Source organism: Pseudorhodoplanes sp. (assembly GCF_050250235.1).
Classification (GTDB): Bacteria; Pseudomonadota; Alphaproteobacteria; order Rhizobiales; family Xanthobacteraceae; genus Pseudorhodoplanes.
Genome location: NZ_JBFWPA010000090.1, coordinates 1 through 26,482, shown reverse-complemented (window position 1 = coordinate 26,482; position 26,482 = coordinate 1). Strand labels below are relative to the sequence as shown.

At 63.3% G+C, this 26,482-nt stretch carries 20 protein-coding genes; 13 read left to right on the top strand and 7 right to left on the bottom strand.

Going from position 1 to position 26,482, the window contains the following annotated elements:
• A partial coding sequence (locus tag AB7F49_RS27730; RefSeq protein WP_428528441.1) for a hypothetical protein occupies positions 1-701 on the bottom strand: 701 nt, incomplete at its 3' end.
• A 128-nt stretch (positions 702-829) separates the two neighbouring features.
• Positions 830-1,639 carry a hypothetical protein gene (locus tag AB7F49_RS27725; RefSeq protein WP_428528439.1) on the bottom strand — a complete coding sequence of 270 codons (810 nt, stop codon included), beginning with the start codon at positions 1,637-1,639 and terminating at the stop codon, positions 830-832.
• A gap of 181 nt (positions 1,640-1,820) precedes the next feature.
• Between AB7F49_RS27725 and AB7F49_RS27720 the strand changes: the two genes are divergently transcribed.
• From AB7F49_RS27720 to glyS, 3 genes are all read left to right on the top strand, one after another.
• A complete protein-coding gene (locus AB7F49_RS27720) occupies positions 1,821-2,759 on the top strand; it encodes a glycine--tRNA ligase subunit alpha (protein ID WP_428528437.1) in 939 nt (312 codons plus the stop codon).
• A 133-nt stretch (positions 2,760-2,892) separates the two neighbouring features.
• Positions 2,893-3,330 (top strand): endonuclease domain-containing protein, encoded by a 438-nt coding sequence (locus tag AB7F49_RS27715; protein WP_428528435.1) that lies wholly within the window; start codon positions 2,893-2,895, stop codon positions 3,328-3,330.
• Positions 3,331-3,344: 14 nt separating this feature from the next.
• A complete protein-coding gene (gene glyS, locus AB7F49_RS27710; protein WP_428528433.1) occupies positions 3,345-5,516 on the top strand; it encodes a glycine--tRNA ligase subunit beta in 2,172 nt (723 codons plus the stop codon).
• 12 nt (positions 5,517-5,528) lie between these two features.
• On the opposite strand, the gene AB7F49_RS27705 is transcribed toward glyS, so the two are convergent.
• A complete protein-coding gene (locus AB7F49_RS27705) occupies positions 5,529-5,702 on the bottom strand; it encodes a hypothetical protein (RefSeq protein ID WP_428528431.1) in 174 nt (57 codons plus the stop codon).
• Between the two features lie 145 nt (positions 5,703-5,847).
• Here AB7F49_RS27705 and AB7F49_RS27700 point away from each other — a divergent pair, with 145 nt between their 5' ends.
• Together AB7F49_RS27700 and ppdK are read left to right on the top strand one after the other, a co-directional pair.
• Positions 5,848-5,991, top strand: a complete 144-nt coding sequence (locus AB7F49_RS27700) for a DUF3096 domain-containing protein (RefSeq protein WP_428528429.1) — start codon at positions 5,848-5,850, stop codon at positions 5,989-5,991.
• A 130-nt stretch (positions 5,992-6,121) separates the two neighbouring features.
• Positions 6,122-8,809, top strand: coding sequence for a pyruvate, phosphate dikinase (gene ppdK, locus AB7F49_RS27695; RefSeq protein ID WP_428528427.1), 2,688 nt, complete (start codon positions 6,122-6,124; stop codon positions 8,807-8,809).
• Positions 8,810-8,979: 170 nt separating this feature from the next.
• On the opposite strand, the gene AB7F49_RS27690 is transcribed toward ppdK, so the two are convergent.
• On the bottom strand, positions 8,980-9,156 hold the full coding sequence (locus AB7F49_RS27690; protein WP_428528425.1) for a hypothetical protein: 177 nt from the start codon (positions 9,154-9,156) through the stop codon (positions 8,980-8,982).
• A gap of 2 nt (positions 9,157-9,158) precedes the next feature.
• A complete protein-coding gene (locus tag AB7F49_RS27685) occupies positions 9,159-10,511 on the bottom strand; it encodes a PAS-domain containing protein (RefSeq protein ID WP_428528423.1) in 1,353 nt (450 codons plus the stop codon).
• 197 nt (positions 10,512-10,708) lie between these two features.
• On the opposite strand from AB7F49_RS27685, the gene AB7F49_RS27680 reads away from it, so the two are divergent.
• The 5 genes from AB7F49_RS27680 to AB7F49_RS27660 all read left to right on the top strand — a co-directional run bounded on the left by AB7F49_RS27680 (position 10,709) and on the right by AB7F49_RS27660 (position 20,386).
• Positions 10,709-12,730: a TRAP transporter permease gene (locus AB7F49_RS27680; protein ID WP_428528421.1), complete on the top strand. Its 2,022-nt coding sequence runs from the start codon at positions 10,709-10,711 to the stop codon at positions 12,728-12,730.
• 39 nt (positions 12,731-12,769) lie between these two features.
• Positions 12,770-13,735 carry a TAXI family TRAP transporter solute-binding subunit gene (locus AB7F49_RS27675; protein WP_428528419.1) on the top strand — a complete coding sequence of 322 codons (966 nt, stop codon included), beginning with the start codon at positions 12,770-12,772 and terminating at the stop codon, positions 13,733-13,735.
• 244 nt (positions 13,736-13,979) lie between these two features.
• Positions 13,980-16,502, top strand: coding sequence for a cell wall hydrolase (locus AB7F49_RS27670; protein WP_428528417.1), 2,523 nt, complete (start codon positions 13,980-13,982; stop codon positions 16,500-16,502).
• 103 nt (positions 16,503-16,605) lie between these two features.
• Positions 16,606-18,366 (top strand): tetratricopeptide repeat protein, encoded by a 1,761-nt coding sequence (locus AB7F49_RS27665; protein WP_428528415.1) that lies wholly within the window; start codon positions 16,606-16,608, stop codon positions 18,364-18,366.
• A gap of 262 nt (positions 18,367-18,628) precedes the next feature.
• Positions 18,629-20,386: a tetratricopeptide repeat protein gene (locus tag AB7F49_RS27660; protein ID WP_428528413.1), complete on the top strand. Its 1,758-nt coding sequence runs from the start codon at positions 18,629-18,631 to the stop codon at positions 20,384-20,386.
• Positions 20,387-20,392: 6 nt separating this feature from the next.
• On the opposite strand, the gene nadC is transcribed toward AB7F49_RS27660, so the two are convergent.
• Entirely contained in the window at positions 20,393-21,301 is a 909-nt protein-coding gene (gene nadC / locus AB7F49_RS27655) for a carboxylating nicotinate-nucleotide diphosphorylase (RefSeq protein WP_428528411.1), read from the bottom strand.
• Positions 21,302-21,312: 11 nt separating this feature from the next.
• Positions 21,313-22,416 (bottom strand): quinolinate synthase NadA, encoded by a 1,104-nt coding sequence (gene nadA / locus AB7F49_RS27650; RefSeq protein WP_428528409.1) that lies wholly within the window; start codon positions 22,414-22,416, stop codon positions 21,313-21,315.
• A gap of 343 nt (positions 22,417-22,759) precedes the next feature.
• Here nadA and AB7F49_RS27645 point away from each other — a divergent pair, with 343 nt between their 5' ends.
• From AB7F49_RS27645 to AB7F49_RS27635, 3 genes are all read left to right on the top strand, one after another.
• A complete protein-coding gene (locus AB7F49_RS27645) occupies positions 22,760-24,034 on the top strand; it encodes an MFS transporter (RefSeq protein ID WP_428528407.1) in 1,275 nt (424 codons plus the stop codon).
• Positions 24,031-25,263, top strand: a complete 1,233-nt coding sequence (locus tag AB7F49_RS27640; protein ID WP_428528405.1) for an MFS transporter — start codon at positions 24,031-24,033, stop codon at positions 25,261-25,263. Before AB7F49_RS27645 ends, AB7F49_RS27640 begins: the two co-directional genes overlap by 4 nt.
• A gap of 128 nt (positions 25,264-25,391) precedes the next feature.
• Positions 25,392-26,378: an MDR family oxidoreductase gene (locus AB7F49_RS27635; protein ID WP_428528403.1), complete on the top strand. Its 987-nt coding sequence runs from the start codon at positions 25,392-25,394 to the stop codon at positions 26,376-26,378.
• The last annotated feature ends 104 nt before the right edge of the window (positions 26,379-26,482 follow it).

The following is a 26,482-nucleotide window of genomic DNA, read 5'->3' as shown; positions in this document are numbered from 1 at the left end:
GTCAGCGAGCTTTTCAGCTCGCGCAGCAGCAGCCGCAATTCCAGCTCGCGGAATTCCACGAAGACGCGCTCGATCCATTCATGAAGCTCGGTACGGGTTTCGGCGGGACGGTCGCGATAATCGTCGAACGAGAAACCGGGCCGGTCAACCACCGATTTGAGGAACGGACTCAGGACCGGGAAGCGCACCGGCCGCTCGCCCGGCACCGGACTGGGGAAATCACCCATATAGTCCTGCATGTTGGCGATGTATTCGTTGTGCACCGGCACCAGCGTCATCTCGCGGAAATCGCCGTAGAAGCCGGCGTAGCTCTTCGCCGAACGCGGGTCTGGATCGCCGATGAACAGGGTCACCACATCGATGCCGCGGCGCTGCGCTTCCTCGACGAGCGCGATCTGGCGGATCAGCGTAAAGAACTTTGCGAAAGCCTGGTCGCCGAGATCGATGACCTTCACCACCTCGTCCTCGGCAATCAGTTCGTCGAACAGCGCCATCTGGCCGCGGGTGGTTTCGATGTTGGCGCGCGCCGTGTTGCGCGGAAGAAATCCGTACAACGCCGTGTTGTTCGGATTGACATCGAAGGCAACCGCGGCGCGCCGCCCGTCTGCGAGGATGAATTCGGTGAGCGCGCGCGCGATCAATGTCTTGCCGACGCGCTGGCGCGGTGAGCAGACGATGTAGATGGATTTCTGCCGGGACATCAGGAGGCCGAAACTGCGACACCAATCTCCGCTCATTCCCGCACGGGCGGGAATCTCCGGGTCTCCGCTTTCGCGGCGACGAACGGATCAATTGAGATACAGGCTGACTGACGAAAACGCGAGCGGTCTCAGCTCTGGCCGCCGCGGGACTGCTCGTGGATCGCCGCCGCGCGGCCGGCAAGGCCTTTCTCGCGCTCACTCTTGCCTGCCGGAACAACGGAGGGCGACACCAGATCGGCCAGCTTCACCCGGTCAAACTCGGTCCAGACATTGCCGAGCCAGTGACGCACATACCCGCGCAGCACGAAGGAATAATTCGCCGGGGCGTCGCGCGGGCCCTTGTTGGCGACAAAGGTCACAAACGGAACCGAAGCCAGTTCGACCTGCTCATAGGCCATCTCGTTCAGCTTCGGGATCGTGATGTCGACCGCGTCCTTGACCTTCTTGAAATAGGAATCGTAAGTCGCCTGGTCCCAGTCGAAGAAGCTCGTCTCGTTGATGAAGTTCTTGATGAGATAATATTTGCCGTCGGTCACGAATGGCGCGATGTCGGCGATCTCGTTCAGCGAGGCGATCGAGGGGCCGACGATATGGGCGACACCAAGCGAAATCTGGCCACGCTTCACCGTCTCAAGAAATCCGATATCGCGAAGCGCCGCGAGCGTGGTCGAGAGCAGGCCCGCGCGGACGTCGATCAGTGTCACCTTGGCGTCCGACAGGGTGTCGAAGACCTTCATCTGGTCGGGGACCTGGGTGATGTCCACCACCTCGGTGATGTCGGGGTGGAAGCGCTTCAGCGTGCCTTTCGGGGATTCGGTGTCAAAGGCCCGGATCGGCACGTTGCGGGCGGTAAAGTAGTCGAGCATGGTGCGCGATACCGTGGTCTTGCCCACACCGCCCTTGTCGGCTCCCACGATGATGACGGTCGGCTTTGCCATGAATGTCTGCACCCCCCACGGCGCCCGGAACGCTGCCAGTCCGCCACCATGACGAACCGTCCCCTCTATTTCAATGGTTTGCGGCAGCTATTTGATAGGCGCGGTCTGGGGGATTTCTTGACCCGCTCCGGCGCGGCCGATAGGTAGACCGCGCAGCAAAACCCCTCGGATTCCGCCCGAAATGTCCGTCTCCGACACAGCTTTGGCCTCGGAGCCCACACGCTCCTTTCAGGGGCTCATTCTGGCGCTCCAGCGCTACTGGGCCGACTATGGCTGTGTGCTCCTGCAGCCCTATGACATGGAAGTCGGTGCGGGCACCTTTCATCCCGCGACCACTTTGCGCGCGCTCGGGCCCAAGCCCTGGAACGCGGCCTATGTGCAGCCGTCGCGGCGGCCGAAGGACGGCCGCTATGGCGAGAATCCGAACCGGCTGCAGCATTACTACCAGTTCCAGGTGATCCTGAAGCCGTCGCCCGACGACCTGCAGGACCTGTATCTCAAGTCGCTCTATGCCATCGGCATCGACCCGAAGGTCCACGACATCCGCTTCGTCGAGGACGACTGGGAGAGTCCGACGCTGGGCGCATGGGGGCTCGGCTGGGAATGCTGGTGCGATGGCATGGAAGTCAGCCAGTTCACCTATTTCCAGCAGGTCGCGGGCTTCGAATGCGCGCCGGTCGCGGGCGAACTGACCTACGGCCTCGAGCGGCTCGCCATGTATGTGCAGGGCGTCGAGCGGGTCTATGACCTCAATTTCAACGGCCAGGTCGGCGACAGGAAGGTCACCTATGGCGATGTGTTCCTGCAGGCCGAGCAGGAATATTCGCGGCACAATTTCGAACATGCCGACACCGACATGCTGTTCGCGCAATTCAGGATGGCGGAGGCGGCCTGTCGGAAATATCTCGAAGCGGGATGGGCAGACGGTGACAGAAGCCGGCACCTGATGGCCCTGCCGGCCTACGACCAGTGCATCAAGGCGAGCCATGTCTTCAATCTGCTCGACGCGCGCGGCGTGATCTCGGTCACCGAACGGCAGAGCTACATTCTGCGCGTGCGCGAACTGGCCAAGGCCTGCGGCGCGGCATGGCTCGCGACGCAAGCCGGCGGGGCGGGGTGATTTTTCGCCCTCCCCCTGGAGGGGAGGGTCGCTCGCCGAGCGGAGCGAATGCTAGCGGGATCATTGCCGCGAACGCGGTGGTCCCCTCCCCCTTGTGGGGAGGGGTTAGGGGTGGGGGTCGTAGAGAGGCGGAATGACGATGCCACGAAAGAGCGATGAGCGGGCCTGGACAGTTGCCGATCGTTCGATCGAACCGCCGCAGCGTCGGTTGGCTCGGCAGATGCGCCGAATGCCGACGGGTGCTGAGAAAAAGCTCTGGTGGCATCTGCGTCACCGCTTGTCGCTGAGCGGTAGCCATTTCCGTCGACAGGTTCAGATCGGACCGTTTGTCGCCGATTTCGCGTCCCACACGTTGAAGATTGTGATCGAAGTCGATGGCGGACAGCACGCTGCTGAAGTGGCATCCGACCAGCGGCGAACCGAACGGCTTGAGGCCGATGGGTATTGTGTTTTGCGCTATTGGAATCATGACGTGCTGTTGAATGTTGACGGCGTGCTGGAGGACATTCAGCGCGCAATCGCAGCTACCCCCACCCCCAACCCCTCCCCACAAGGGGGAGGGGAGCGATAGAGCGCGACACGTCCATGCCCGATCTTCTCCTCGAATTCTTTTCCGAAGAAATCCCCGCGCGCATGCAGCCGCGCGCGATGGAGGACCTGAGGAAGCTCGTCACCGACCGGCTGGTCGAGGAAGGGCTTGTGTACGAGGGCGCCAAAGCCTTCGCCACGCCGCGGCGGATCGCGCTCGCCGTGCATGGCGTGCCTGCTCGGCAGAAGGATATCCGCGAGGAGAAGAAAGGCCCGCGCGTCGGTGCGCCGGAGGCCGCCGTCGCAGGCTTCCTCAAGAGTGCCGGGCTGACCTCGCTCGATCAGGCCAGGATCGAGAAGGACCCGAAGAAGGGCGAGTTTTATGTCGCCGTGGTCGAGAAGCCCGGCCGCGACGCCATCGCGGTGCTGGCGGACATGCTGCCCGACATCGCGCGCAGATTTCCGTGGCCGAAATCGATGCGCTGGGGCGCGGCGTCGGCGCAACCCGGCGCGCTCACCTGGGTGCGGCCGCTGCATGCCGTGGTCGCCACCTTCGGGCCCGAAACCGAAGACCCGCAGGTCGTACCATTCATGCTCGGCGATCTGAAATCCGGCAACGTCACCTTCGGCCATCGCTTCCTTAGCTCCGGCGCGATCGAGGTGCGCCGCCAGGACGACTGGATGACCAAGCTCGAAAAGGCGAAGGTCATCGTTGATCCGGCGCGGCGCCGCGACATCATTCTGACCGAAGCCAAGAACCTCGCCTTCGCGCAGGGGTACGAACTGATCGAGGATGAGGGCCTGCTCGGCGAAACCGCCGGACTTGTCGAATGGCCGGTGGTGCTGATGGGATCGTTCGACGAGAGCTTTCTCGAAATTCCGCCGGAGGTGATCCGCACCACCATCCGCAACAACCAGAAATGCTTCGTGGTGCGCGATCCGCAGAGCGCGAAGCTCGCCCCGCGTTTCATCCTCGTCTCCAACATGGAGGCGACGGATGGCGGCAAGGCCATTGTCGCCGGCAACGAGCGCGTGATCCGCGCGCGGCTGTCGGACGCGAAATTCTTCTACGAGACCGATCTGAAGACGCGCCTCGAGGACCGGCTGCCGAAATTCGCGCAGATCGTGTTTCATCAAAAGCTGGGCACGCAGGCGGAGCGGATTGCGCGCATCGTGCGTCTCGCCGGTCTGCTGGCGCCGATGATCAAGGCCGATCCGGTCAAGGCGGAGCGCGCTGCAACGCTCGCCAAGGCCGACCTGCTCACCGAAGTCGTCGGCGAATTCCCCGAATTGCAGGGCCTGATGGGGAAATATTACGCCTTGGCGCAGGGCGAGGACGATGCCGTCGCCCATGCCTGCGAGGACCATTACAAGCCGGTGGGCCCGGGCGATCTGGTGCCGGCCGATCCGGTCGCGATCGCGGTGGCGCTCGCCGACAAGATCGATACGCTGGTCGGCTTCTGGGCGATCGACGAGAAGCCGACCGGCTCGAAGGACCCCTATGCGCTGCGCCGTGCCGCGCTCGGCGTCATCCGCATCATCCTGTCGAACGATCTGCGGCTCAACCTTGCCGAACTGATTGCGCTGGCGACCGAAGGCTATCTCGAACAGGGCAAGACCTTCATGAAGGAGTTCGTCGGCGAGGCTGCGAAGGGCGCCGACGACCTGTCCGGCCTGCGGATGAGCTACGATGCGATGACCGGCTCGGACCTGCGCGACTTCTTCGCCGACCGTCTCAAGGTGCAGCTGCGCGAGCAGGGCGCGCGCCATGATCTCGCCGATGCCGTGCTTGCGGTCGAAGACCAGAACGATCTCGTCGCCATCGTGCGCCGCGTCGAGGCGCTCGCCAAATTCCTCGAGACCGACGACGGCAGGAATCTGCTGGCGGGCACCAAGCGCGCAGCCAACATCCTGCGCATCGAGGAGAAGAAGGACGGCAGGGCCTATACCGGCGATCCCGATCCGGCTCTCCTGAAAGAGCCGCAGGAGATGGCGCTGGCGCAGGCAATGGTGGCTATCGCGCCGGAGGCGAGCAAGGCGTATGCGAACGAGGATTATGCCGGCGCGATGGCGGCAATGGCCAGGCTGCGCCCCGCGGTCGACGCATTCTTCGAAAAAGTCACGGTGAATGTCGACGATAAGGCGCTCCGCGAAAACCGGCTGATCCTGCTCAACCGGATTCGCGAAGCCACCCGTACGGTCGCGGATTTTTCGATGATCGAGGGCTGACGCAGCCTTCCGTTACATGCCCTTCATGATGTTGCCGAGCGCAAGCACCACGTAGGCGAGGATCGCGATCCAGAATGCGTATTTGGTGATGACCGGAATGATGACCAGAGCGCCGAGAAGCGCAAGGATCGCCAGCGCGAGCGATACAAGAAAAATCACCTGTGACGGTGCACTGAGAATCGGCATGATGTCTCCCCCTGTTCAGGCCGAAAACGAGCATGGAGCGGACCGCGCACCCCGCATGCTGTCAAGACCGGCGCCCGCGTAACCCACTGCCAATTGTTCGAAATACCTCTCATCTTTTCAACTGCTCAACCGCAAGGAGGCCAACATGACACTCACCATCGGACACCTGCAGCCGATCATCGCGCTGATCGCAGGCATTCTCATTTTGATCATGCCGCGGCTGCTGAATTTCATCGTGGCGATCTACCTGATCGCGGTCGGCCTGATCGGGCTTGGCCTGTTCCGCTAGGCTCTCGGCAACGTCAGGCGTGTGCCGCGCCGCCCTCTTTCGTCGCGGTTGAATCGGATGCGGAAACCGGCCAAGAACCGCTTCGGCGCGGGGCCGGTTTTCGGGCTTTGTTCTCGTTAGGACGCTGATGATGGCGAAATGGGTTTACGGCTTCGGTGGCGGCAAGGCCGAAGGCAAGACGGACATGAAGAACCTGCTCGGCGGCAAGGGTGCAAACCTCGCCGAGATGGCCAATCTCGGCCTTCCGGTACCCCCCGGCTTCACCATCACGACGGAGGTCTGTTCGTATTTCTACGCGAACGGCCACAGCTATCCGCAGGAGCTTTCCGGCGAAGTCGACAGCGCGCTTGCCGAGATCGGCCGCATCACGGGCAAGGAATTCGGCGATCGGACCAACCCGTTACTGGTTTCCGTGCGCTCCGGCGCCCGGGCCTCGATGCCGGGCATGATGGACACTGTGCTCAATCTCGGGCTCAACGACGAGACCGCGGAGGCGCTGGCGAAGAAATCCGGCGATCCGCGTTTTGCATACGATTCATACCGGCGTTTCATCACCATGTACTCGAATGTCGTGCTCGGGATTGAGCACCACCTGTTCGAGGACATCCTGGCCGAACACAAGGATGCCAACGCCTACAGCCTCGACACCGAACTCACGGCGGAAGACTGGCAGAAGCTCGTCGTGCTCTACAAGCGGAAGGTCGAGGAGGAGACCGGCAAGCCGTTTCCGCAGGATCCGAAGCAGCAATTGTGGGGTGCGATCGGCGCCGTGTTCGGATCCTGGATGAATGCGCGCGCCAAGACCTATCGCCGCCTTCACAACATCCCGGAAAGCTGGGGCACCGCGGTGAACGTACAGGCCATGGTGTTCGGCAATATGGGCGACGATTCCGCAACGGGAGTGGCCTTCACCCGAAATCCTTCGACCGGCGACAAGACGCTGTATGGCGAGTTCCTGATCAACGCACAGGGTGAAGACGTTGTCGCCGGCATCCGTACGCCGCAGGAAATCACCGAGGCGGCGCGCAAGGAAGCGGGCTCGGACAAGCCCTCCCTCGAAAGCACGATGCCGGAGGCCTTTGCAGAGCTGACACGGATCTACGGCACGCTGGAAAAGCATTACCGCGACATGCAGGACCTCGAATTCACGATCGAGCAGGGCAAGCTGTGGATGCTGCAGACCCGGTCCGGCAAGCGCACCGCCAAGGCCGCGCTGAAGATCGCTGTCGAACTGGCGAGCGAAGGTCTGATCACGCAGGATGAAGCGGTCATGCGCATCGATCCGGGCTCGCTCGACCAGCTTCTGCATCCGACCATCGACCCAAAGACCGAGCGCAAGATTGTCGCCACCGGACTGCCCGCATCGCCGGGTGCCGCGTCGGGCGAAATCGTGTTCACGTCCGAGGACGCCGAGGCGCTGAAGGAGAAGGGCCGCAAGGTCATCCTGGTGCGGGTCGAGACCAGTCCGGAAGACATCCACGGCATGCATGCCGCGCAGGGTATCCTCACCACGCGTGGCGGCATGACTTCGCATGCCGCGGTGGTGGCGCGCGGCATGGGCAAACCCTGCGTCTCCGGCGCAGGCTCGATCCGGATCGACTACAATGCCGGGACGATGAGCGTGGCCGGCAACACCCTGAAACGTGGTGATATCGTTACCATCGACGGCTCGACCGGTCAGGTGCTGCTCGGACGGGTGCCGATGATCGAGCCGGAATTGTCGGGTGAGTTCGGAACGCTGATGGCGTGGGCCGACAAGGTGAGGAAACTCGGGGTGCGCGCCAATGCGGACACGCCGGCGGATGCGCGCACTGCGCTCAAGTTCGGCGCTGAGGGGATCGGGCTGTGCCGCACCGAGCACATGTTCTTCGATGCCGACCGCATCCTCGCGGTGCGTGAAATGATTCTCGCCGATGCCGAAAAGGCGCGGCGTGCCGCACTCGCCAGGATTCTGCCGATGCAGCGCTCCGACTTCGCTGAACTGTTCGAGATCATGCAGGGGCTACCGGTCACCATCCGGCTGCTCGATCCGCCGCTTCACGAATTCCTGCCGCATGGCGATGCCGAGATCGCCGAGGTCGCAAAGGCGCTCGGCACCGAACCGCAGAAGATCAAGCACCGCGCGGCGGAGCTTGCCGAATTCAATCCGATGCTAGGGTTCCGGGGCTGCCGTATCGCGATCGCCTATCCGGAAATCGCCGAGATGCAGGCCCGCGCCATCTTCGAAGCCGCTGCCGAGGCCGGCAGGAAGACCGGCAAGCCGGTGGTGCCGGAGGTGATGGTGCCGCTGATCGCCACCCGCGTGGAGTTCGACCTGGTCAAGGCGCGGATCGACGCGATGGCGGAGGCGGTAGCGAGAGAGAAGGGCGTCGAACTGGAATACCAGGTCGGCACCATGATCGAGTTGCCGCGTGCTTCATTGATGGCCGCCCAGATCGCGGAAGGCGAGGGCGGAGCCGAGTTCTTTTCATTTGGCACCAACGATCTGACCCAGACCTGTTTTGGCATCAGCCGCGATGATGCAGCAAGCTTCCTTGCGATCTACACCGCGCGCGGAATTCTCGCCGTCGATCCGTTCGTGTCGATCGACCGCGAGGGCGTCGGCGAACTGGTGCGGATCGGCGTGGAACGCGGCCGCAAGGTCCGGCCCGATCTCAAGGTCGGCATTTGCGGCGAGCATGGCGGCGACCCGGCTTCGGTGGCGTTCTGCCACGAGGTGAAGCTGGACTATGTGTCCTGCTCGCCGTTCCGGGCGCCGATCGCGCGACTTGCCGCGGCGCAGGCTGCGCTCGGGACCGAGGTTGCGAGCCAAGCCTGATGAAGTGGTCCGATTCTAACGTTCGCATCCCGTTTCGGCGACCTTTTTTGCGAGCGTTAGAATCAAGGGACCACTAGCAAGTATTGGATTCTAGTGGAGCTTTGGATTTGACATTCGCTTTTCGAACTCGCGGCGGGGCGGGTAGCGAATGTCAAATCCGCTCCACTAGACTAGGCCGCCTGTTCCGCGTGCCTGGGGTCTGCGGTCCGGTTGGTTTCCGCGCGCCAGGCACGCAGTTCCGACATGATCGTTTTCGACAGCGGTTCGCGCTGCGCGCCGAGGCGCGGACGATACAGGTCGGCGGGATCGAGCGGCGGCCGGTCGGCGTTGCGATCGCGATTGGCCATGGTCAGACCGCCACCTTCTTCAGGAAATTGTCCACTTCGTTGCGCATGTTGGCGACCGCCTGCTCCACCGAATCGCTGGTGCGCAGCACGGTTTCGGCGGTTGTGCGGGTATCGGTCGCAGCCCGCGCAACCTGATCGAGCACCATGACGATGTCCTGCGTGCCGTTCGCCGCACTCGACACGTTGTGGGAAATCTCGCCGGTCACGGCATTCTGCTGTTCGACCGCCGCTGCCACCGCCGAGGTGAAGCGCTCGATCTCCTGCATCCGGCCGGTGATGCGTCCGATCGCCTCGACGGCGCCTCCGGTCGAGGCCTGCACCGACAGGATCTGACCGGAAATCTCCTCGGTCGCCTTGGCGGTCTGCACCGCGAGCGATTTCACTTCCGATGCCACGACGGCAAAGCCGCGACCGGATTCGCCGGCGCGCGCCGCTTCGATCGTGGCATTGAGAGCGAGCAGGTTGGTCTGGCCCGCGATGGTGCGGATCAGTTCCACCACATCTCCGATCTTCTGCGCGGCATCGGCAAGACCCTTGATCCCGTCATTGGTGGATTGGGCTTCGCGCACCGCAAGGCGAACCGCGTCGGTGGTCTGCACCAGCTGGCGGCTGATTTCGCCGATCGAGGATGCCATTTCGTCGGCGGCGGTCGCCGCAGTCGCGACATTGGCAGACGCCTCGTTCGAGGCCTGCACCGCGCCCTGGGCGCGCTGCGAGGTCTGACCCGACGCCGCAAACAGCGAGCTTGCGGTCAGTTTCATCGAGGCCGCGCTGTCATTGACCATGCGCAGGACGCTGTCCATGCTTTGCCGGAACGCGGTGATGGCGCCTTCGACCGCGATGCGGCGCTTCTCCTCGATCGCATGCGCCGCGCGCTCCTTCTCGATCGATTGCTGCTCGGTGACGTCCTGATGGGTCGCGACCCAGCTCCCGTCCGGCATCGGCTGCTCCGACACTGCGATCACCCGGCCGTCCGTATTGGTGAAGTTGCGTGTGCTGGTGCGACCCTCGCTGACGCGCTTGAGAATGTCGGCGATGTATTTGTCCGGGTCGCCGCTGAACAGGCCGATCTCGGCGCGATGAGCGAGAATCTCGCGCAGCGTCCGCCCGGGTCGCACGACCTGCGGCGACATGTTGTACATCGCGATGTATCGCTCGTTGCAGACCAGCAGGCGCGCTGCCGGATCCCACATGCACAGGCCTTGCGGCGTATTGCTGAGCGCGAGCGTGAGCCGCGTGTTCTGCCGCCGCAGCCGAAGGCCCGCGATTGCGAGAATGACGACGACCGCGATCAGGCCGATCGAGAGGGGCAGGCAGAGCGCCGGTGAGATCGGTTCCCAGATGGCGTCCAGCATTGTGGTCCCCGTTTCCTGAAAGCGTATCGAAGTGTTACCGGTGGCGGCTTTCCGCATGGTTAACCGAACGTTTTTTCCGGTGCCCTGACGGGGTATTCCGGCCCGACATTTGCGTGCTAGCCTGCCGGAACGGGGAAGGGCCGCCGCGCGACCGGGCAGGGCGCGGCGGAACCGAAAAAAGAAGTTTCGGGGGGAGGATGGCAGAGGAACCGAGGCCGGATTCCGGACAGGATGCCGTCGAGTCCGAGGCCCTCCGCAAGGCTGAGGAATTCATCGAGCAGGAAGAAGGCGCCGCCAACCGGCTGGTGGGCTGGGCCGGCATTATCGTCACTGCGATTGCGGTCGCGATGTCGCTGTTCCACCTCTATGCGGCCTACGAGATCGTCCCGACCCAGGAACTGCGCTACACGCACGTCGCCTTCGTGCTGCTGCTGGCGTTTCTGGTGTTTCCGGCCGCGAAGCGGTTCCGTGACCGAATCCGATGGTGGGACGTGATCGCGGGCCTGACCTGCGTCGGTATCCTCATCTATGCGATCGTCGGCGGCGAGGATTTCACCGACCGCGCCACCACGCCGAACCACACCGATGTCATCCTGGGCGTCGTCTTCATCATCCTGCTGGTCGAGGCCACGCGGCGCACCATCGGTCCGATCGTGCCGGTCATCGCGCTTCTGTTCATCGCCTATGCGCTCGCAGGACCATGGCTGCCGCCGCCCTGGAACCATCGCGGCTACGGCTTCGACCAATTGGTCGGGCACCTGTTCATCACGCTGGAGGGCATTTTCGGCATACCGATCGACGTATCCGCGACCCTGATCGTGCTGTTCACGATCTTCGGCGCCTTCCTGCAGCAATCCGGCGCCGGCAAGTTCTTCATCGACTTTTCGATGACCCTGATGGGCCGGTCGACCAACGCGGCCGGCCGTACGGTCGTGCTGTCCTCGTTCCTGCTCGGCGGGCCGTCGGGCTCGGGCGTCGCCACCACGGTGACCATCGGCGCGGTGGCCTATCCGATGATGAAGAAGGCCGGCTTCGAAAGGAACGCCGCCGGCGGCCTGCTGGCGGCCGGAGGGCTTGGAGCAATCATTTCGCCGCCCGTGCTCGGCGCCGCCGCCTTCCTGATCGCGGAATTTCTGAAGATCAGCTATCTGGATGTGATCTGGATGGCGACCATCCCGACAATTCTTTACTACCTGTCGCTGTTCTTCATGGTGGAACTGGACGGCAGGCGCTACGGGGTGCGTGGCGAGCCCTATGTTCCGGAATATTCGCTGTGGGGGCTGACCCGCCGATACGGCTTCCACTTCGTATCGCTGGTATCGATCGTCATTTTCATGGTGTGGGGCTACTCGCCCACCACGTCGGTACTCTACGCCACCGGCATGACCATGCTGATGAGCTATATCACCCGCGAGACCGCGCTGACGCCGAAAAAGCTGGTGCGGGCGCTGGCCGATGGCTCGCTGCAGTCTCTGACCGCGGCAACCACCTGCGCCACGGCCGGAATCATTGTCGGCGTGGTCACCCTGACGGGGCTGGGCCTGAAATTCTCGTCGATCGTCATCGACTATGCCGGCGGCAATCTGCTGCTCACGGCGATCTATACCGCTCTGATCGTGTGGATCATCGGGCTCGCCGTTCCGGTCACCGCCTCCTACATCATTTGTGCGGTGATCGCGGCACCCGCGATGATCAAGCTCGGCGTCCCTGATGTCGCCGCGCACATGTTCATTTTCTATTATGCGGTGCTTTCGGAGGTCTCGCCGCCGACCGCGTTGTCGCCCTTCGCCGCAGCGGCGATCACCGGCGGCGACCCTTACAAGACCACGTTGCAGGCCTGGAAATACACGCTGCCGGCCTTCCTCGTCCCGTTCGTGTTCGTGCTCGACCCGCAGGGGCTTGGGCTTCTCCTGATACTTCCGGCCGGCGGCAGCTGGGTCGATATCGTGCTCATCACCGTGAAAGCCGGGGTTGGGCTGGGCGCGCTTGCCTGCGCGGCGCAAGGCTGGGCTTTGCGCCGGGCCACGATCGTCGAACGCATCCTTCTGACCCTTGCCGGACTTTTCCTGGTGTTTCCGAGCCTGCTCGAAGGTCTGGTGGAGGCGTTGATCGGCCGCGACATCAGCTACCCTGCCGGAATTGGCGTCGCGCTCTTCGCCATTGTATTGTTGAAGCAGCGTTTGCAGCCGGCGCGTCCCATTCAGGCCACCGGTCAATAGACAAGACGGAAAACGCGATAGAAAGGGAGGAATACAGACATGTCCAGACGAACGGGTCTTGCGCTTGCGGCACTTGCATTCAGCGCCGCAATCGGAGGCGCCGCAATGGCGCAGCAGCAGAATATCGCCATCGCAACCGGCGGTACCGGTGGCGTCTATTATCCGATGGGTGGCGGCATGGCGAATGTGCTGTCGAAGCACCTGCCCGGTGTGGAAGCGACCGCACGCGTGACCGGCGGCTCTGTCGACAACCTGAAACTGATCGGCACGCAGCAGAGCGAGGTTGCGCTGACGATGGTAGATGCCGCGCTGAACGCGCTCAAGGGCGAGGACAAGTTCAAGGGCAACCCGGTCGACGTGCGCACGCTGATGGTGCTTTATCCGAACCGCATGCATGTCGTGTCGGTCGAGGGCCGCGGCGTCAACACGATGGCCGATCTCAAGGGCAAGCGTGTATCCACCGGTTCACCCGGCAGCGCCACCGAAGTTATGGCCTTCCGCGTGATCGAGGCCGCCGGTCTCGACCGGGACAAGGATATGCGGCGCGAGCGTCTGGGCGTCGCCGAGTCCGTCAACGCACTGAAGGACGGCAAGATCGATGCCTTCTTCTGGGTCGGCGGACTGCCGACGGCCGCGGTCACCGATCTTGGTGCGACACCGGGGGTGACGATCAAGCTGGTCGATACCGCCGACCTCACCGAAAAGATGAACGCCAAGTACGGCAACCTGTACAGCAAGGGCGTGATCCCGACAAAGACCTATCCGGGCCAGACCGCCGACAACAAGATCGCGGTGGTGCAGAACATCCTGGTCTCCAATGCCAAGATGTCGGACAAGATGGCTTATGACATCGTCAAGACGCTGATCGAGAAGAAGCCCGAACTGGTTGCGGTCCATCGGGAAGCAGAGAACTTTACGGTCGATAACCAGACGAAAGACAACACCACGATCCCGTGGCATCCCGGCGCTGAAAAATACTTCAAGGAAAAGGGCGCGAAACTCTAGTCAGCGCGCCTGTGTGAACGGAGCGGCCCCGCATGCGGGGCCGTTCTGCGTTTGGCGAGGTCTTCACCAATTGTTCACGTTAATGACGGGTGAAGCACCGAATATCCGCACGCGCGTAAAGGCGCCGGCAAGGTTAACCCGATCGCAACGATACTCCGACAATTTTACGTGAGCGGCGATTCAAGCCGTTCGGTTCCAGTTCCATTGAGTTGCGTTGCGTCGGTTGCGTTGCGTGAGCGTCAGTATGAAAGCGTCGCGTAAGAGGCCGAAGGGCGCATTTCGTCGTCCCTTCGGCCTTGTCCTTTGCGTGGTCACTGCGATGCCGAACTCGATCGGGCATCAGGACCTCGCCGCTTTGATTGCACGTCAGCCGGCGGTGACCGAGCGGTGGCGGGCGCATGTGCGCAACTCGACTTTCGGAACCATCCACGCCGCGACACTGAGCTTCCCCCGTACGCTCGGCGCCTCGATACCCGATCCGTTCTTCACGCAGCTTGCGGCTCTTGATCCGCGCGCGCTCGAAGCGACAGGGTCGATACCGCTCAACGTTCCGATCGAGCCTGCGGTCACGGCGCCGGTCTATGACTTTCCGGTCGTCGATCGCACGCGGAAGGGCGACCGGCTCAACGTCAAAGCTCCGCCGGATCGGCCACAGCCCGTCAGGCCGCAGCCGGCCACTCCCGCAAAGACAAAGGATCACGCGCGGCTCCCGCCCGCTTCGGGACCCGTCCCGCAAGCGTGGCCCGGGCAATCCGCGCCGGATGCGGCGGCTGCGCTTCCTGCCTTGCCCAAGGCGGATCGTCTGCCGCCCCCCCTTGTCCGGACCGAGGATGCAGCGCCTGCAAAAGTCTACCGGCGCGCTGGCATCGCCGCCGGCCAGAATACGCTGGCGAAGCGGGTGCTGGGGACGGGTCCGCGCCCGCCGCTGGTGGTTGCAGCGCCGGTCGCGCCGGTCGAGGACAAGGTGCTGCGGCGGTTTGGTATTGCGGCCGGTGTGAAGACGCTGGCGAAGCGGGTGCTGGGGACGGGTCCGCGCCCGCCGGTCGTGGTTGCAGCGCCGGCCGCGCCGGTGGCGGACAAGGTGCTGCGACGCGCCGGCATCGCCGGTGAGAAAACGCTGGCGAAGCGGGTGCTGGGGACGGGTCCGCGCCCGCCTCTGGTGGTTGCAGCGCCGGTCGCGCCGGTGGCGGACAAGGTGCTGCGGCGTGCCGGGATCGCCGCCGGTGAGAAAACGCTGGCGAAGCGGGTGCTGGGGACGGGTCCGCGCCCGCCGCTGGTGGTCGCAGCGCCGGCCACGCCGGTCGCGGACAAGGTGCTGCGGCGCGCCGGCATCGCCGCCGGTGAGAAAACGCTGGCGAAGCGGGTACTGGGAACGGGTCCGCGTCCGTCACTGGCGGTTGCAGCGCCCACCGCTCCCGTCCCGGTCGCCACGGTCAAGAGCGGGACACCCGCGTTCACCGCAAAGCCACGTGGCTCTGGCCTTGCCGCTGCGCAGCTCAAAAGGATCAGGAAAGAAGTCGCACGAACGCGCGCCCCGCTCGCTGAAACGGCTGATCTGGAATCGGCACGCGCCGATCTCCGTGGGCCGATCGCGCCGCGTCAGCTGGCAGAGACTGCGGACCTCGAATCGCAGCGCGCCGATCTCGCCGGTCCGATCGTGCCGCCCCCGGCTGCGGCTGCGGAGCTTCCCCAAGTTCCGGCTCAGACGACCGAGCGTGACACGGCGCCGCAGATTGCCGAAATCAGGCCGGAGCCAGTCGCGCCGGTGGATGAAGCTGCGTCCACGCCGGCGCCGCAGGTCGCAGACGCGCCCGAGCCGTCGCCGCAAGTCGCGTCCGTGCCTCCGGCTGCCGAAACTGTGCCGGACGTGCCGGCCAAGCATGCCGACCGCTTCAATGCGCAGGCCGTCGAGCAACTCGCCCAATTTGCCAATCCAGGTGCGCAGACTCGCGTGTTCTTCGGCACCCGCGCGCTCGGTATTGGTCGCAGCAGCTGGGAGGCCTGGGAGGACGACGAGGTCCCGACCGTGCTGGCACCGCCGCATGTCGACACCGAGATCAAGCGCGCGGCGCTCGACCCGGTCCCCGACGCCGAAACCGAGAAGGGCGGCGAGACGATCGCGCCAAAGGGCGAGGTCACCGGAGAAGGCAAGCGTCCGCGTACGCCGGCGGAGCGGCTCAATCTCACCGGCGCCGTGCGCGCCAAACATTCCAGGTGCCTCGCCAATGCGATCTATTTCGAAGCCCGCGGCGAGGTCGAGCGCGGCCAGATGGCGGTGGCGCAGGTGATCCTGAATCGCGCATTCTCGGGCTATTACCCGGGCAATGTCTGCGACGTGGTCTATCAGAACGCGCACCGGCATCTGGCCTGCCAGTTCACCTTCGCTTGCGACAATCACAAGGACGTGGTGCGCGATCCGCCGCGCTGGGAGATCGCGACGCGCATTGCCGACGACGCGCTCGATGGCAAGTTCTGGCTGCCGGAAATCGGCAAGGCCACGCATTATCACGCCACCTATGTCAATCCGTGGTGGGTGCGCACCATGACCAAGCATGCGAAGCTTGGTGTCCATATCTTCTACCGCCCGAAGCGCTGGGGCGACGGCGACGATATTCCGGTCTGGGGCGACCGCCTCGACGTGACCGGCACGATCAAGCGCGAGGCCGCCCCGGCAAAGCCGGAAAAGGTTGGCAGCGACAAGCGCGCGGAGGCTGAACCGCGCCGATCGATCTTCGATCCGGTCGAGCCAATTCCGCCGGGGGGTTGAGACGAACCCCGAGGTTTCCCCGCCCGCCGTCGATGTCAGACGACGGTCGCGATGGACACATTTTTTGACCGCTGCTATTTTTCCACAAAGTGCGGAGGGAAAAATGCGCAGGTGGCTTGCAGTTTGTGCGGCGTTTGTATTCCTGATTCCGTCAGCACAGGCCCAGCCCGCAAGCCCCGACTGGAACACCTGCAAGAGCGACGATGCCCCGGCGAAATCAGCCATCGCAGCGTGCACGAGGCTCATCAACAGCAAGAAATTCAAGGGTGCCGAGCTTGCGAACATCCATTTGATGCGCGCGCTGACCTACGTCATCAACAAGGACGACGATCGTGCCTTGCCTGACTTCGACCAGTCCATCCGTCTCAATCCGCGAGTCGCCAGCGCCTACCGCCTTCGCGGCGGACTCTACTGGAGACGCGATGACCGCGAACGCGCCAGCGCCGATCTGGGCCGGGCGATCCAGTTGGACCCCAAGGACCGTCTGGCCTATTTGTGGCGTGGCCTGATATTGCAGGAAGAAGACGAGGACGAAGACGCGATCAAGGATTTCACGCGCGCCATCGAACTCGATCCCGACATCATGGACGCCTATCGCAGTCGCGCGATTTCCTATCAGGCGAACGACGAGCCGAAAAAGGCGATCGGGGATTATACCGAACTGCTGAAGCGCGATCCGAAGAATACCCAATGGCTGACGAGCCGGGCAGGCCTTTATTCCGAGATCGACGATCATGACCGGGCGCTTGCCGATTACGATGCGGCCATCAAGATCGCGCCGCGGGACGCCTCGCTGTTCTACAATCGCGGTACGGAACTGCTGAACATGGAGGAGTACGACCGCGCGCTTGCCGATTTCGACCAGGCGATCAAGCTGGATCCGAAGCTGGCCGTGGCTCACAGCAACCGAGGCACGGCGCTCCAGAAGAAGGGCGACCTGGACGGTGCGATCGCGGCCTATGGCGATGCGATGCGCGCCAACCCGAAGGACGATGCCTATCCCCTCAAGCGCGGCAGCCTCTGGCAGGATCGCGGCGATCTGGACCGCGCGATCGCCGATTACAGCGAGGCGATCAGGATATCGCCGACCTTCGAGAACTACATGGTGCGCGCGGCGGGCTATGATCAGAAAGGCGATTATGATCGCGCCATCGCCGATGCGAACGAAATGATAAAGCTCACGCCGAAGGATACGATGCCGTATGGATTCCGCGCGGAGATGCGCCTGAAGAAGAATCCGAAGGACTTCGATACTGCCATTGCAGACCTTGACGAGGCCGTGCGCGCCAACCCCAGCGAAGCTGACGGTTACTTTCACCGTGCCGCGTTCCACCGACGCAAAGGGGATTACGATCGCGCCATCAGCGATTACGACGAGGCCATCCGGATCGATCCCGAGCACGCCAACGCATTCAACAATCGCGCGCTGAACTGGAAATTGAAGGGCAACTTCGAGCGTGCGATTGCCGACTACACATCCGCGATGAAGATCAATCCGAAAGAGTCCGCATATGTGCTTCACCGGGGTGAAGCCCATATGGAGAGCGGCGACGCCGACCGCGCCATTGCCGACTTCACCGAAGCGATCCGGATCAGGCCGGGGGCGGCACGGTATCATTTCGAACGATCCCGGGCATTGCAGAAGAAGGGCGACAATATTGCAGCCCTACGCGATGCGGACGAGGCGGTCGCGCTCAATCCCAAGAGTCCGACCGCGCTGGTGCATCGCGCCTCTGTCATGCGCGCGCTGAAGCGCCCGAACGACGCGATCACCGACTATCGAAAGGCCCTCAGCCTCGATCCGGACGAGAAAGAGCGCAAGGACATCGAAAAAGACCTGCTTGAACTCGGCGCAACGCCCTGACGCCGGTTCAGTTTTCCATGTCCAGCGCGAGGTCGAGATTGCTCGCCCAATCCGTCATGGCGCCGGAATGAGACGCAATCGACCCCGGTCGACGCGATCTCGGCCGTGTCGTCGAGTTTGAGGCTGCGCTCGATCTTCAACCTCGGTCTGCTGATCGATCGGCCAGGTGCGGTAACGGCGACCGCAGCCGAAGGCAGGCGTTAGCGCGTTGGACAGATTTTTTCGCCGCTGCTAATTTTTCCGCAACCTGTGGGAGTGGAAAATGCGCACGTGGTTTGCCGCGATTGCGACCTTTGTTTTTTTTGTCCCGGCCGCACATGCCCAGCCCGCAAGCCCCGACTGGAATACATGCAGGAGCGACACCGCCAAGCCAGCGGTGGCGATTGCGGCCTGCACCCGTCTGATTAATGGCAAGAAGTTCAAGGGCGCCGAACTGGCAAATATCCATTTGATGCGGGCTCTGACCCATGTCCAGGATAATGACGACGTCCGCGCCTTGCCCGACTTCAATCAGTCGATCCAGTTGAATCCGCGCGTCGGCAGCGCGTTTCGTCTGCGCGGCGGTTTGCACTGGAGGAGGGAAGACCGTGAAAGGGCCAGGGCCGATCTCGGCCGGGCCATTCAGCTCGACCCGAAGGATCGTCAGGCATATCTGTGGCGGGGCCTGATACTGCAGGAAGAAGACAAGGACGAAGACGCGATCGAGGACTTCACGCGAGCGATCGAACTCGATTCCGGCCTCATGGATGCCTATCGGGGCCGCGCAATTTCGCATCATGCGCTCAAGGACAACACGAAAGCGATCGCGGACTTTTCGGCCATGATCGAGCGCGCGCCGAAAGATGTGCGCGGCTGGGCCGGGCGCGGCGAGATGCATCTAAACGAAAGGAATTTCGAAAGCGCGGTAGCCGACTATACCGAAGCGATGAAGCTGGAGCCGAAGGACGCGGATTACGTGTACAATCGAGGCAACGCGTTCCTCGATCTGAAGGAATACGACAAGGCGCTGGCCGACTTCGATCAGGCCATCAAACTCAATCCCAAGATGGCCACCGCCTACAGCAATCGCGGGACGGTCTTTCTGCAGAAGGGCGATCTCGACGGCGCGATCGTGGCATATGGCGAGGCGATGCGGGTCGATCCGAACGACCCGGCCTACCCGCTGAAGCGAGCGATCGCCTGGGAAGAGAAGGGCGATCTCGATCGTGCGCGCGCCGACTACGACCACGCGATCAAGATCGAGCCGGTCTACGAAAACTACATGGTCCGTGCGGCGTTCTTTCTGAAGAGGAGAGATTACGATCGCGCCATCGCGGATGTCGACCAGATGATCAAGGTTCGGCCCGACTCGGTAGATGCGTACGATTATCGTGCCTCTCTGCGCATCGAAAAGAACCCGAACGATTTCGATGCGGCGCTTGCCGACTTGACGCAGGCGATCAAGATCGCGCCGAAAAACGCGGGGGCCTATTACAATCGCGCTGCAATGTACCGCAAGAAGCGGGACCTCGACCGCGCGATCGCCGATTACGACGAGGCGATCCGTCTCGACCCGGACTTCGCCTTCGCGCACAACGACCGCGCCCTGACCTGGAGGGACAAGGGCGATTTCGACCGTGCCATCGCCGGCTACACGGCCGCAATGAACGCCAATCCGAAAGACCCGGCCTATTCACGGCATCGCGGCGAGGCTTATTTGATGCGCGGCGACCTTGACCGCGCGATCGGCGACTTCACCGAATCCATCGCTATCGCGGCGCATGCGCGCAGCCATTACCTGCGCTCGCAGGCCTTGCTCAGGAAGAACGACCCGATCGCCGCACTGCGCGACGCGGATGAGGCGGTTGCGCTCGATACCAGAAGCGCCCCCGCGTTGATGAGCCGAGCCTCTGTGATGCGCGCGCTCAAGCGCCCGAGCGACGCGATCACGGACTACCGAAAGGCGCTCAGCCTCGGTCCGGACAAGGAAGATCGAAGTGCGATCGAGGCCGGACTTCGCGAACTCGGCGCAAAACCCTGACAGACGTCACATCTCGATGTCGAGCGCGATGTCGAGATTGGGCGCGGAATGGGTGATGGCGCCGGATGAGACGTAATCGACACCGGTCGACGCGATCTCGGCCGCGTTGTCATGGGTGATGCCGCCGGAGGCTTCGATCACGAGGCGTCCGCCGACCAGCGCTACCGCCTGCTTCAGCATCGGCACCGTGAAATTGTCGACCAGCACCACGTCGGCAAGGCCGGTATCGAGGACCTCCCGGAGCTGGTCGAGATTGTCGACCTCGATCTCGACCTTGACCAGATGGCCGACCACCGATGCCGCGCGTTCGAGTGCGGCACGGATGCCGCCGGCCACCGCGATATGGTTGTCCTTGATCAAAACCGCGTCGTCGAGGCCGAACCGATGGTTGAAGCCGCCACCGCAGCGCACCGCGTATTTCTGCAAGGCGCGCAGTCCGGGGGTGGTCTTTCGGGTGCAGACCAGACGGGTCTTCGTGCCCTTGAGCCTGTCGACCAGCGACGCGGTCGCGGTGGCGATGCCGGAAAGGTGTCCCGCGAAATTGAGCGCGGTGCGCTCGGCCGCGAGCACGGCGCGGGCGTTGCCGGTGATGGTCATCAGCGGCGTTTTCGCGGCGACGGTATCGCCATCGCGGGCATGCGGGACGATCTGCGCATCGGGCGCGAGCCTGCGCAGCACCGCTTCGACCAGCGGCAGTCCGGCCAGACGGCCTGCCGCACGCGCGACCACGACGGCGCGCGCCTGCGCATCCTCCGGCACGGTCGCGACCGAGGTGACGTCGCCGGCGCGGCCGAGGTCTTCGGCAAGCGCGCGCGTCACCGCGTCGTCGATCTCAAGCGGCGAGATGAATGCGTCGGGGCAATAGAGGGATGACGCCGAAGCCGCGATGTCAAAGCGGCGCATGGGATTGAGCATGGCCTTCGCCCTCAGTTCTTCAGGTTGATCATGCGCTCGACCGAGCGGCGCGCCTTCTCGGCAATGCCGGCGTCGATCACCACTTCCTCTTTCATGTAGACGAGGCTCTCCAGAATCTTCGGCAGCGTGATCCGCTTCATGTGCGGGCACAGATTGCATGGACGCACGAATTCCACATCCGGCAATTCGGCCTGTACATTGTCGGCCATCGAGCATTCGGTGACCATTACCACGCGCTTGGGCTTGTTGTTGCGGACATAGTCGATCATGTGCGCGGTCGAGCCGGTGAAGTCGGCTTCCGCCAATACGTCCGGTGGGCATTCCGGATGAGCGATGATCTGCAGGCTCGGATCGGCCTCGCGATACATGCGCAGTTCGTCGCCGGTGAAGCGCTCATGCACCTCGCAGGCGCCTTGCCAGGCGATGATCTTCACGTCGGTCTGCGAGGCTACGTATTTCGCCAGATATTGATCCGGCAGAAAGATCACCCTGTCGGTGCCGAGGCTCTCCACCACCTGCAGGGCATTCGAGGAGGTGCAGCAGATGTCGCTCTCCGCCTTCACTTCAGCCGAGGTGTTGACATAGACGACCACCGGAACGCCAGGATAGCGCTCGCGCAGCAGGCGGACATCGGCACCCGTAATCGCCTCGGCCAGCGAGCAGCCGGCACGCATGTCGGGGATCAGCACGGTCTTGTCGGGGCTGAGGATTTTCGAAGTCTCGGCCATGAAATGCACGCCGCCCTGCACGATGACATCGGCCTTGACCTTGGCCGCCTCGCGCGCGAGCTGCAGCGAGTCGCCGACAAAATCGGCAACGCAATTGTAGATTTCCGGCGTCTGGTAATTATGCGCGAGGATGACGGCGTTGCGTTCGCGCTTCAGTTCGTTGATCGCCTTCACATAAGGCGCAAAGACCGGCCACTCGACCGCCGGGATGACGGTCTTGATTCGCTCGTAAAGATGCGCGGTCTCGCGTGCGACCTGCTCGCTCCATTCCAGCTTCGGCATCGGCAGAATGCCGAACTTGCGCGCGGCCTCATTGGACGCGACCGGCCGCAATGCCGGCACGGGCGGCAGTCCGGGCGCAGGGCCCTGCAATTCGAGGAGCGGCATGTTGGCCTCCCACTGACGTATATGCTCAACTTGAGCATATCTAGATACGAAAACAGCCGGCGCAAGATCGCCGGTTCCTACTTGTCGAAGCAGCCGGGCCCGGCGAATGCCCCGCATGCGCGGGCTCGCCAAGCCGTTATTCTCAATTCGAGCAAAAGCACTATATCACCAACGCCTTCGGTGCACCAGTGCGAATTGTGGCGTGGACGCGAGACTCGCCCCGATGCGAGCCATGACCGAAACGGATGGGGTCCATCACCAAGTTTCGCTAGGGCAACCATCGCGGCATCCCTATGTTCCTGCCCCGTTGCGGCATCGCCGCGGCGATTTGTGGGAAGCGGCGATGTCAGACAAAGCGCCGAGCGCGTCCAGCACCTTTCTGATGACCTGGCGCACGCCGCTGATCGTGATCCTGTGCGGCTGCGCGATTTCCCTGATCACGTTCGGCCCGCGTTCCGCCACGGGCTTGTTCATGCAGCCGGTGAGCGATGCCAACGGGTGGGGCCGCGACGTCTTTGCGCTCGCTTTTGCGGTGCAAAATCTGCTCTGGGGGCTTGGTCAGCCGATCGCGGGCGCCATTGCCGATCGCTTCGGCACGCTTCGCGTTCTGTGCGGGGGGGCCTTGCTCTATGCGCTGGGCCTCGTCCTGATGGCGCATGCCACGACGCCGCTGAGTTTCAACATCACCGTGGGCGTCCTGATCGGCTTCGGATTGTCGGGCTGTTCGTTCAATCTTGTGGTCGCAGCGCTCGGAAAGCTCGTGCCCGAGAACATGCGGTCGTTCGCATTCGGCGCTGGTACCGCGGCAGGCTCCTTTGGGCAATTTCTGTTCGCTCCCCTTGGCGCCTTCCTGATCGACAGCTACGGGTGGGCGATTGCGCTGTTCGTCTTTGCCGCGGCGGTGTTGCTGGTGCTGCCATTCTCGCTCGCGCTTGCGACCAAGCCCGCGGACGCGAAAGCCGCAATGACGGGCGCGGACGCGCCGCAATCGTTGCGTCAGGCGCTTTCGGAAGCATTTGCCCATCGCTCTTACGTGCTGCTGGTGCTGGGCTTTTTCACCTGCGGCTTCCAGCTTGCCTTCGTCACCGCGCATCTGCCGGCCTATCTGGTCGATCGCGGCCTGTCCGTGCAGGTCGGCGGATGGGTGATTGCGACCATCGGATTGTTCAACATCGTGGGCTCGCTCACCGCGGGCTGGGCCGCTACCCGAATGCCGAAACGCTACATTCTCTCGGTCTTGTATCTCGCACGAGCGATATCGATAACGATTTTCATCACGGTTCCGCTTTCGACGACGTCCGCGCTCCTGTTCGGCATTGCGACCGGCTTGACCTGGCTTTCGACGGTGCCGCCGACCTCCGGCCTCGTCGCGCTGATGTTCGGAACGCGGTGGCTCGCGATGTTGTTCGGCTTTGCCTTTTTCAGCCACCAGGTCGGGGGATTTCTTGGCGTCTGGCTCGGCGGCATCGCTTTTGAGACGACCGGGTCCTACAATCTCGTGTGGATTCTTTCGATCGCCTTTGGCGTCGCGTCGGCGATCATCAATCTGCCGATCGTGGAGGAGCCGGTGAACCGTCCGTCTGTACGCGCCGTGCCGGCGGCTGGAACCTCCTCATGAATGCCACCCTCCAGCGCGCCGCCTGGCAATCGATCCCTCTCATTCTGATTTGCGGCTGTCTGATCGCAATGCTGGGCTTCGGGCCCCGCTCCACGCTCGGCTTCTTCCTCACCCCGATGTCGAGCGCCAATGGCTGGGGCCGTGACGTCTTCGCGCTTGCGATCGCAATCCAGATGCTGATCTGGGGCGCAGCACAGCCGCTTGTCGGCGCCATCGCCGACCGATTCGGACCGGTGCTGGTGCTGTGCGTCGGCGCGATTCTGTACGCCGTCGGGTTTGCCTGGATGGTGTTTGCCAGCACGCCCGGCGAAATGTATCTCTCGGCCGGCCTGTTGATCGGCTTCGGGCTTGCCGGTTCGTCCTTCACGGTTGTGATCGGCGCTTTCGGCAAGCTGCTTCCGGCGGAATGGCGGACCTTCTCGTTCGGACTTGGGACGGCCGCGGGATCGTTCGGGCAATTCCTGTTCTCGCCGCTTGCGATCGCACTCAATTCCGCCTTTGACTGGCACACCACGCTGCTGATTTTTGCCGGCGTGATCCTGTTCATGCTGCCGCTGTCGCTCGCGCTCGCACTGCCGCGTGACCTCGAAACCGCGGCACAGCGTGCCGCCCAACAATCGGTCGGGGCGGCGCTGCGCGAGGCACTTGGGCATCCGAGCTTCGTCCTGCTCGTGCTCGGCTTCTTCACCTGCGGCTTCCAGGTGTTCTTCATCACCGTGCATCTGCCGGCCTATCTGGTGGATCGCGGCCTGTCGGCGGATCTCGGTGCCTTCGTGATCGGCATGGTCGGGCTGTTCAATATCATCGGGTCGATTGGCGCGGGCTATCTCTCCAATCTGATGCCCAAGCGCTTTATCCTCGCGCTGATCTATTTTCTGCGCGCGGTAGCGGTTGCTGTGTTCATCTCGATACCGGCCACGGCCACGTCGTCGATCATTTTCGGCGCGGTCATGGGCCTGTTGTGGCTGTCGACCGTGCCACCGACCAATGCACTGGTGGCGCTGATGTTCGGCACCCGCTGGCTCACCATGCTGGCGGGCTTCGCCTTCTTCAGCCATCAGGTCGGCGGGTTCCTGGGAGTCTGGCTCGGTGGCGTTCTGTTCGAGCGCACCGGCTCGTACGACGTGATCTGGTGGCTGTTCATCCTGCTCGGCATTCTGTCGGCACTGATCAATCTGCCGATCAAGGAGGTGCCGGTGGCCCGGCAGGCCGCAGCGGCGGCTGTTTAGGAGTTTCGAAAACGTCTATCATTGTTGTTCCGGGGCGCATGCGAGCCGGGAATCCGTACCCGCAACCGCGCGTTTGGATTCCGGATTGGCGACTGCGTCGCGCTCCGGCATGACGGAGAGGAAATGCCGTGCCCACATTCAAGGCCATCGTCATCGACAAGTCCGAATCCGGCCAGACCGTTGCGCTGAAGGACTTCGACGAGAACGAACTGATGGGCGGCGACGTGACCGTCCGCGTCTCGCATTCCACCATCAACTACAAGGACGGTCTTGCCATTACCGGCAAGGCGCCGGTGGTGCGCCGGTTTCCGATGATCGCGGGCATCGATTTCGCGGGCATCGTCGAGCAGTCCGCGCATCCCGACTGGAAGCCGGGCGACCCGGTCATCTGCAACGGCTGGGGCATGGGCGAGACCCATCTCGGTGCCTATGCGCAGAAAGCGCGGGTCAAGGGCGACTGGCTGGTCCGGCTGCCGCAGGCCATGAGCGCGCGCGAGGCGATGGCCATTGGCACCGCCGGCTATACCGCCATGCTCTGCGTGATGGCGCTGGAGCAGGCCGGCGTCACCCCGGACAAGGGCCCGGTGATCGTAACCGGCGCGGCCGGCGGCGTTGGCTCGGTCGCCGTCGCTCTCCTCTCGCAGCTTGGATATCCGGTCGTGGCGTCGACCGGACGGATGCAGGAGGCGGACTATCTCAAGGGCCTTGGTGCATCCGAGGTCATCGACCGCAGCGAGTTCCAGGTTCCGGTCAAGCCGCTCGCAAGAGAACGCTTCGCGGGTGGCGTCGATTCGGTCGGCTCCACCACGCTCGCCAATGTTCTCTCGATGACCCGTTATGGCGGCGCGGTGGCGGCGTGCGGTCTTGCCGGCGGTATGGACCTGCCGGCCAGCGTGGCCCCCTTCATTTTGCGCGGGGTGTCGCTTTTGGGCATCGATTCGGTGATGTGCCCGCTCGAAAGGCGCGTCGCCGCCTGGAAGCGGTTGGGAACCGATCTCGACCGTCAGAAACTGGCCGCAATGACCGCGGAAATTCCGCTCGACCGGGTCATCGAGACCGCTCCCTCGATCCTCGGTGGGGGGGTGCGCGGGCGCATCGTGGTCAATATCGGGTAAATCATTCAGGATTTGGCTACGAAGTTCGGGCACATTTACCGGTCATTATGGTAAGAAGCGGGTTAAGACCTGCGTCTGAAACAGGGGGTCCCGCATGTTGCGTT

Bases quoted from the DNA above. Each gene is read 5' to 3' on its own strand.
- AB7F49_RS27725 (WP_428528439.1), bottom strand. From the start codon at position 1,639: ATGGCAAAGCCGACCGTCATCATCGTGGGAGCCGACAAGGGCGGTGTG.
- AB7F49_RS27720 (WP_428528437.1), top strand. From the start codon at position 1,821: ATGTCCGTCTCCGACACAGCTTTGGCCTCGGAGCCCACACGCTCCTTT.
- AB7F49_RS27715 (WP_428528435.1), top strand. From the start codon at position 2,893: ATGACGATGCCACGAAAGAGCGATGAGCGGGCCTGGACAGTTGCCGAT.
- glyS (WP_428528433.1), top strand. From the start codon at position 3,345: ATGCCCGATCTTCTCCTCGAATTCTTTTCCGAAGAAATCCCCGCGCGC.
- AB7F49_RS27705 (WP_428528431.1), bottom strand. From the start codon at position 5,702: ATGCCGATTCTCAGTGCACCGTCACAGGTGATTTTTCTTGTATCGCTC.
- AB7F49_RS27700 (WP_428528429.1), top strand. From the start codon at position 5,848: ATGACACTCACCATCGGACACCTGCAGCCGATCATCGCGCTGATCGCA.
- ppdK (WP_428528427.1), top strand. From the start codon at position 6,122: ATGGCGAAATGGGTTTACGGCTTCGGTGGCGGCAAGGCCGAAGGCAAG.
- AB7F49_RS27690 (WP_428528425.1), bottom strand. From the start codon at position 9,156: ATGGCCAATCGCGATCGCAACGCCGACCGGCCGCCGCTCGATCCCGCC.
- AB7F49_RS27685 (WP_428528423.1), bottom strand. From the start codon at position 10,511: ATGCTGGACGCCATCTGGGAACCGATCTCACCGGCGCTCTGCCTGCCC.
- AB7F49_RS27680 (WP_428528421.1), top strand. From the start codon at position 10,709: ATGGCAGAGGAACCGAGGCCGGATTCCGGACAGGATGCCGTCGAGTCC.
- AB7F49_RS27675 (WP_428528419.1), top strand. From the start codon at position 12,770: ATGTCCAGACGAACGGGTCTTGCGCTTGCGGCACTTGCATTCAGCGCC.
- AB7F49_RS27670 (WP_428528417.1), top strand. From the start codon at position 13,980: ATGAAAGCGTCGCGTAAGAGGCCGAAGGGCGCATTTCGTCGTCCCTTC.
- AB7F49_RS27665 (WP_428528415.1), top strand. From the start codon at position 16,606: ATGCGCAGGTGGCTTGCAGTTTGTGCGGCGTTTGTATTCCTGATTCCG.
- AB7F49_RS27660 (WP_428528413.1), top strand. From the start codon at position 18,629: ATGCGCACGTGGTTTGCCGCGATTGCGACCTTTGTTTTTTTTGTCCCG.
- nadC (WP_428528411.1), bottom strand. From the start codon at position 21,301: ATGCTCAATCCCATGCGCCGCTTTGACATCGCGGCTTCGGCGTCATCC.
- nadA (WP_428528409.1), bottom strand. From the start codon at position 22,416: ATGCCGCTCCTCGAATTGCAGGGCCCTGCGCCCGGACTGCCGCCCGTG.
- AB7F49_RS27645 (WP_428528407.1), top strand. From the start codon at position 22,760: ATGTCAGACAAAGCGCCGAGCGCGTCCAGCACCTTTCTGATGACCTGG.
- AB7F49_RS27640 (WP_428528405.1), top strand. From the start codon at position 24,031: ATGAATGCCACCCTCCAGCGCGCCGCCTGGCAATCGATCCCTCTCATT.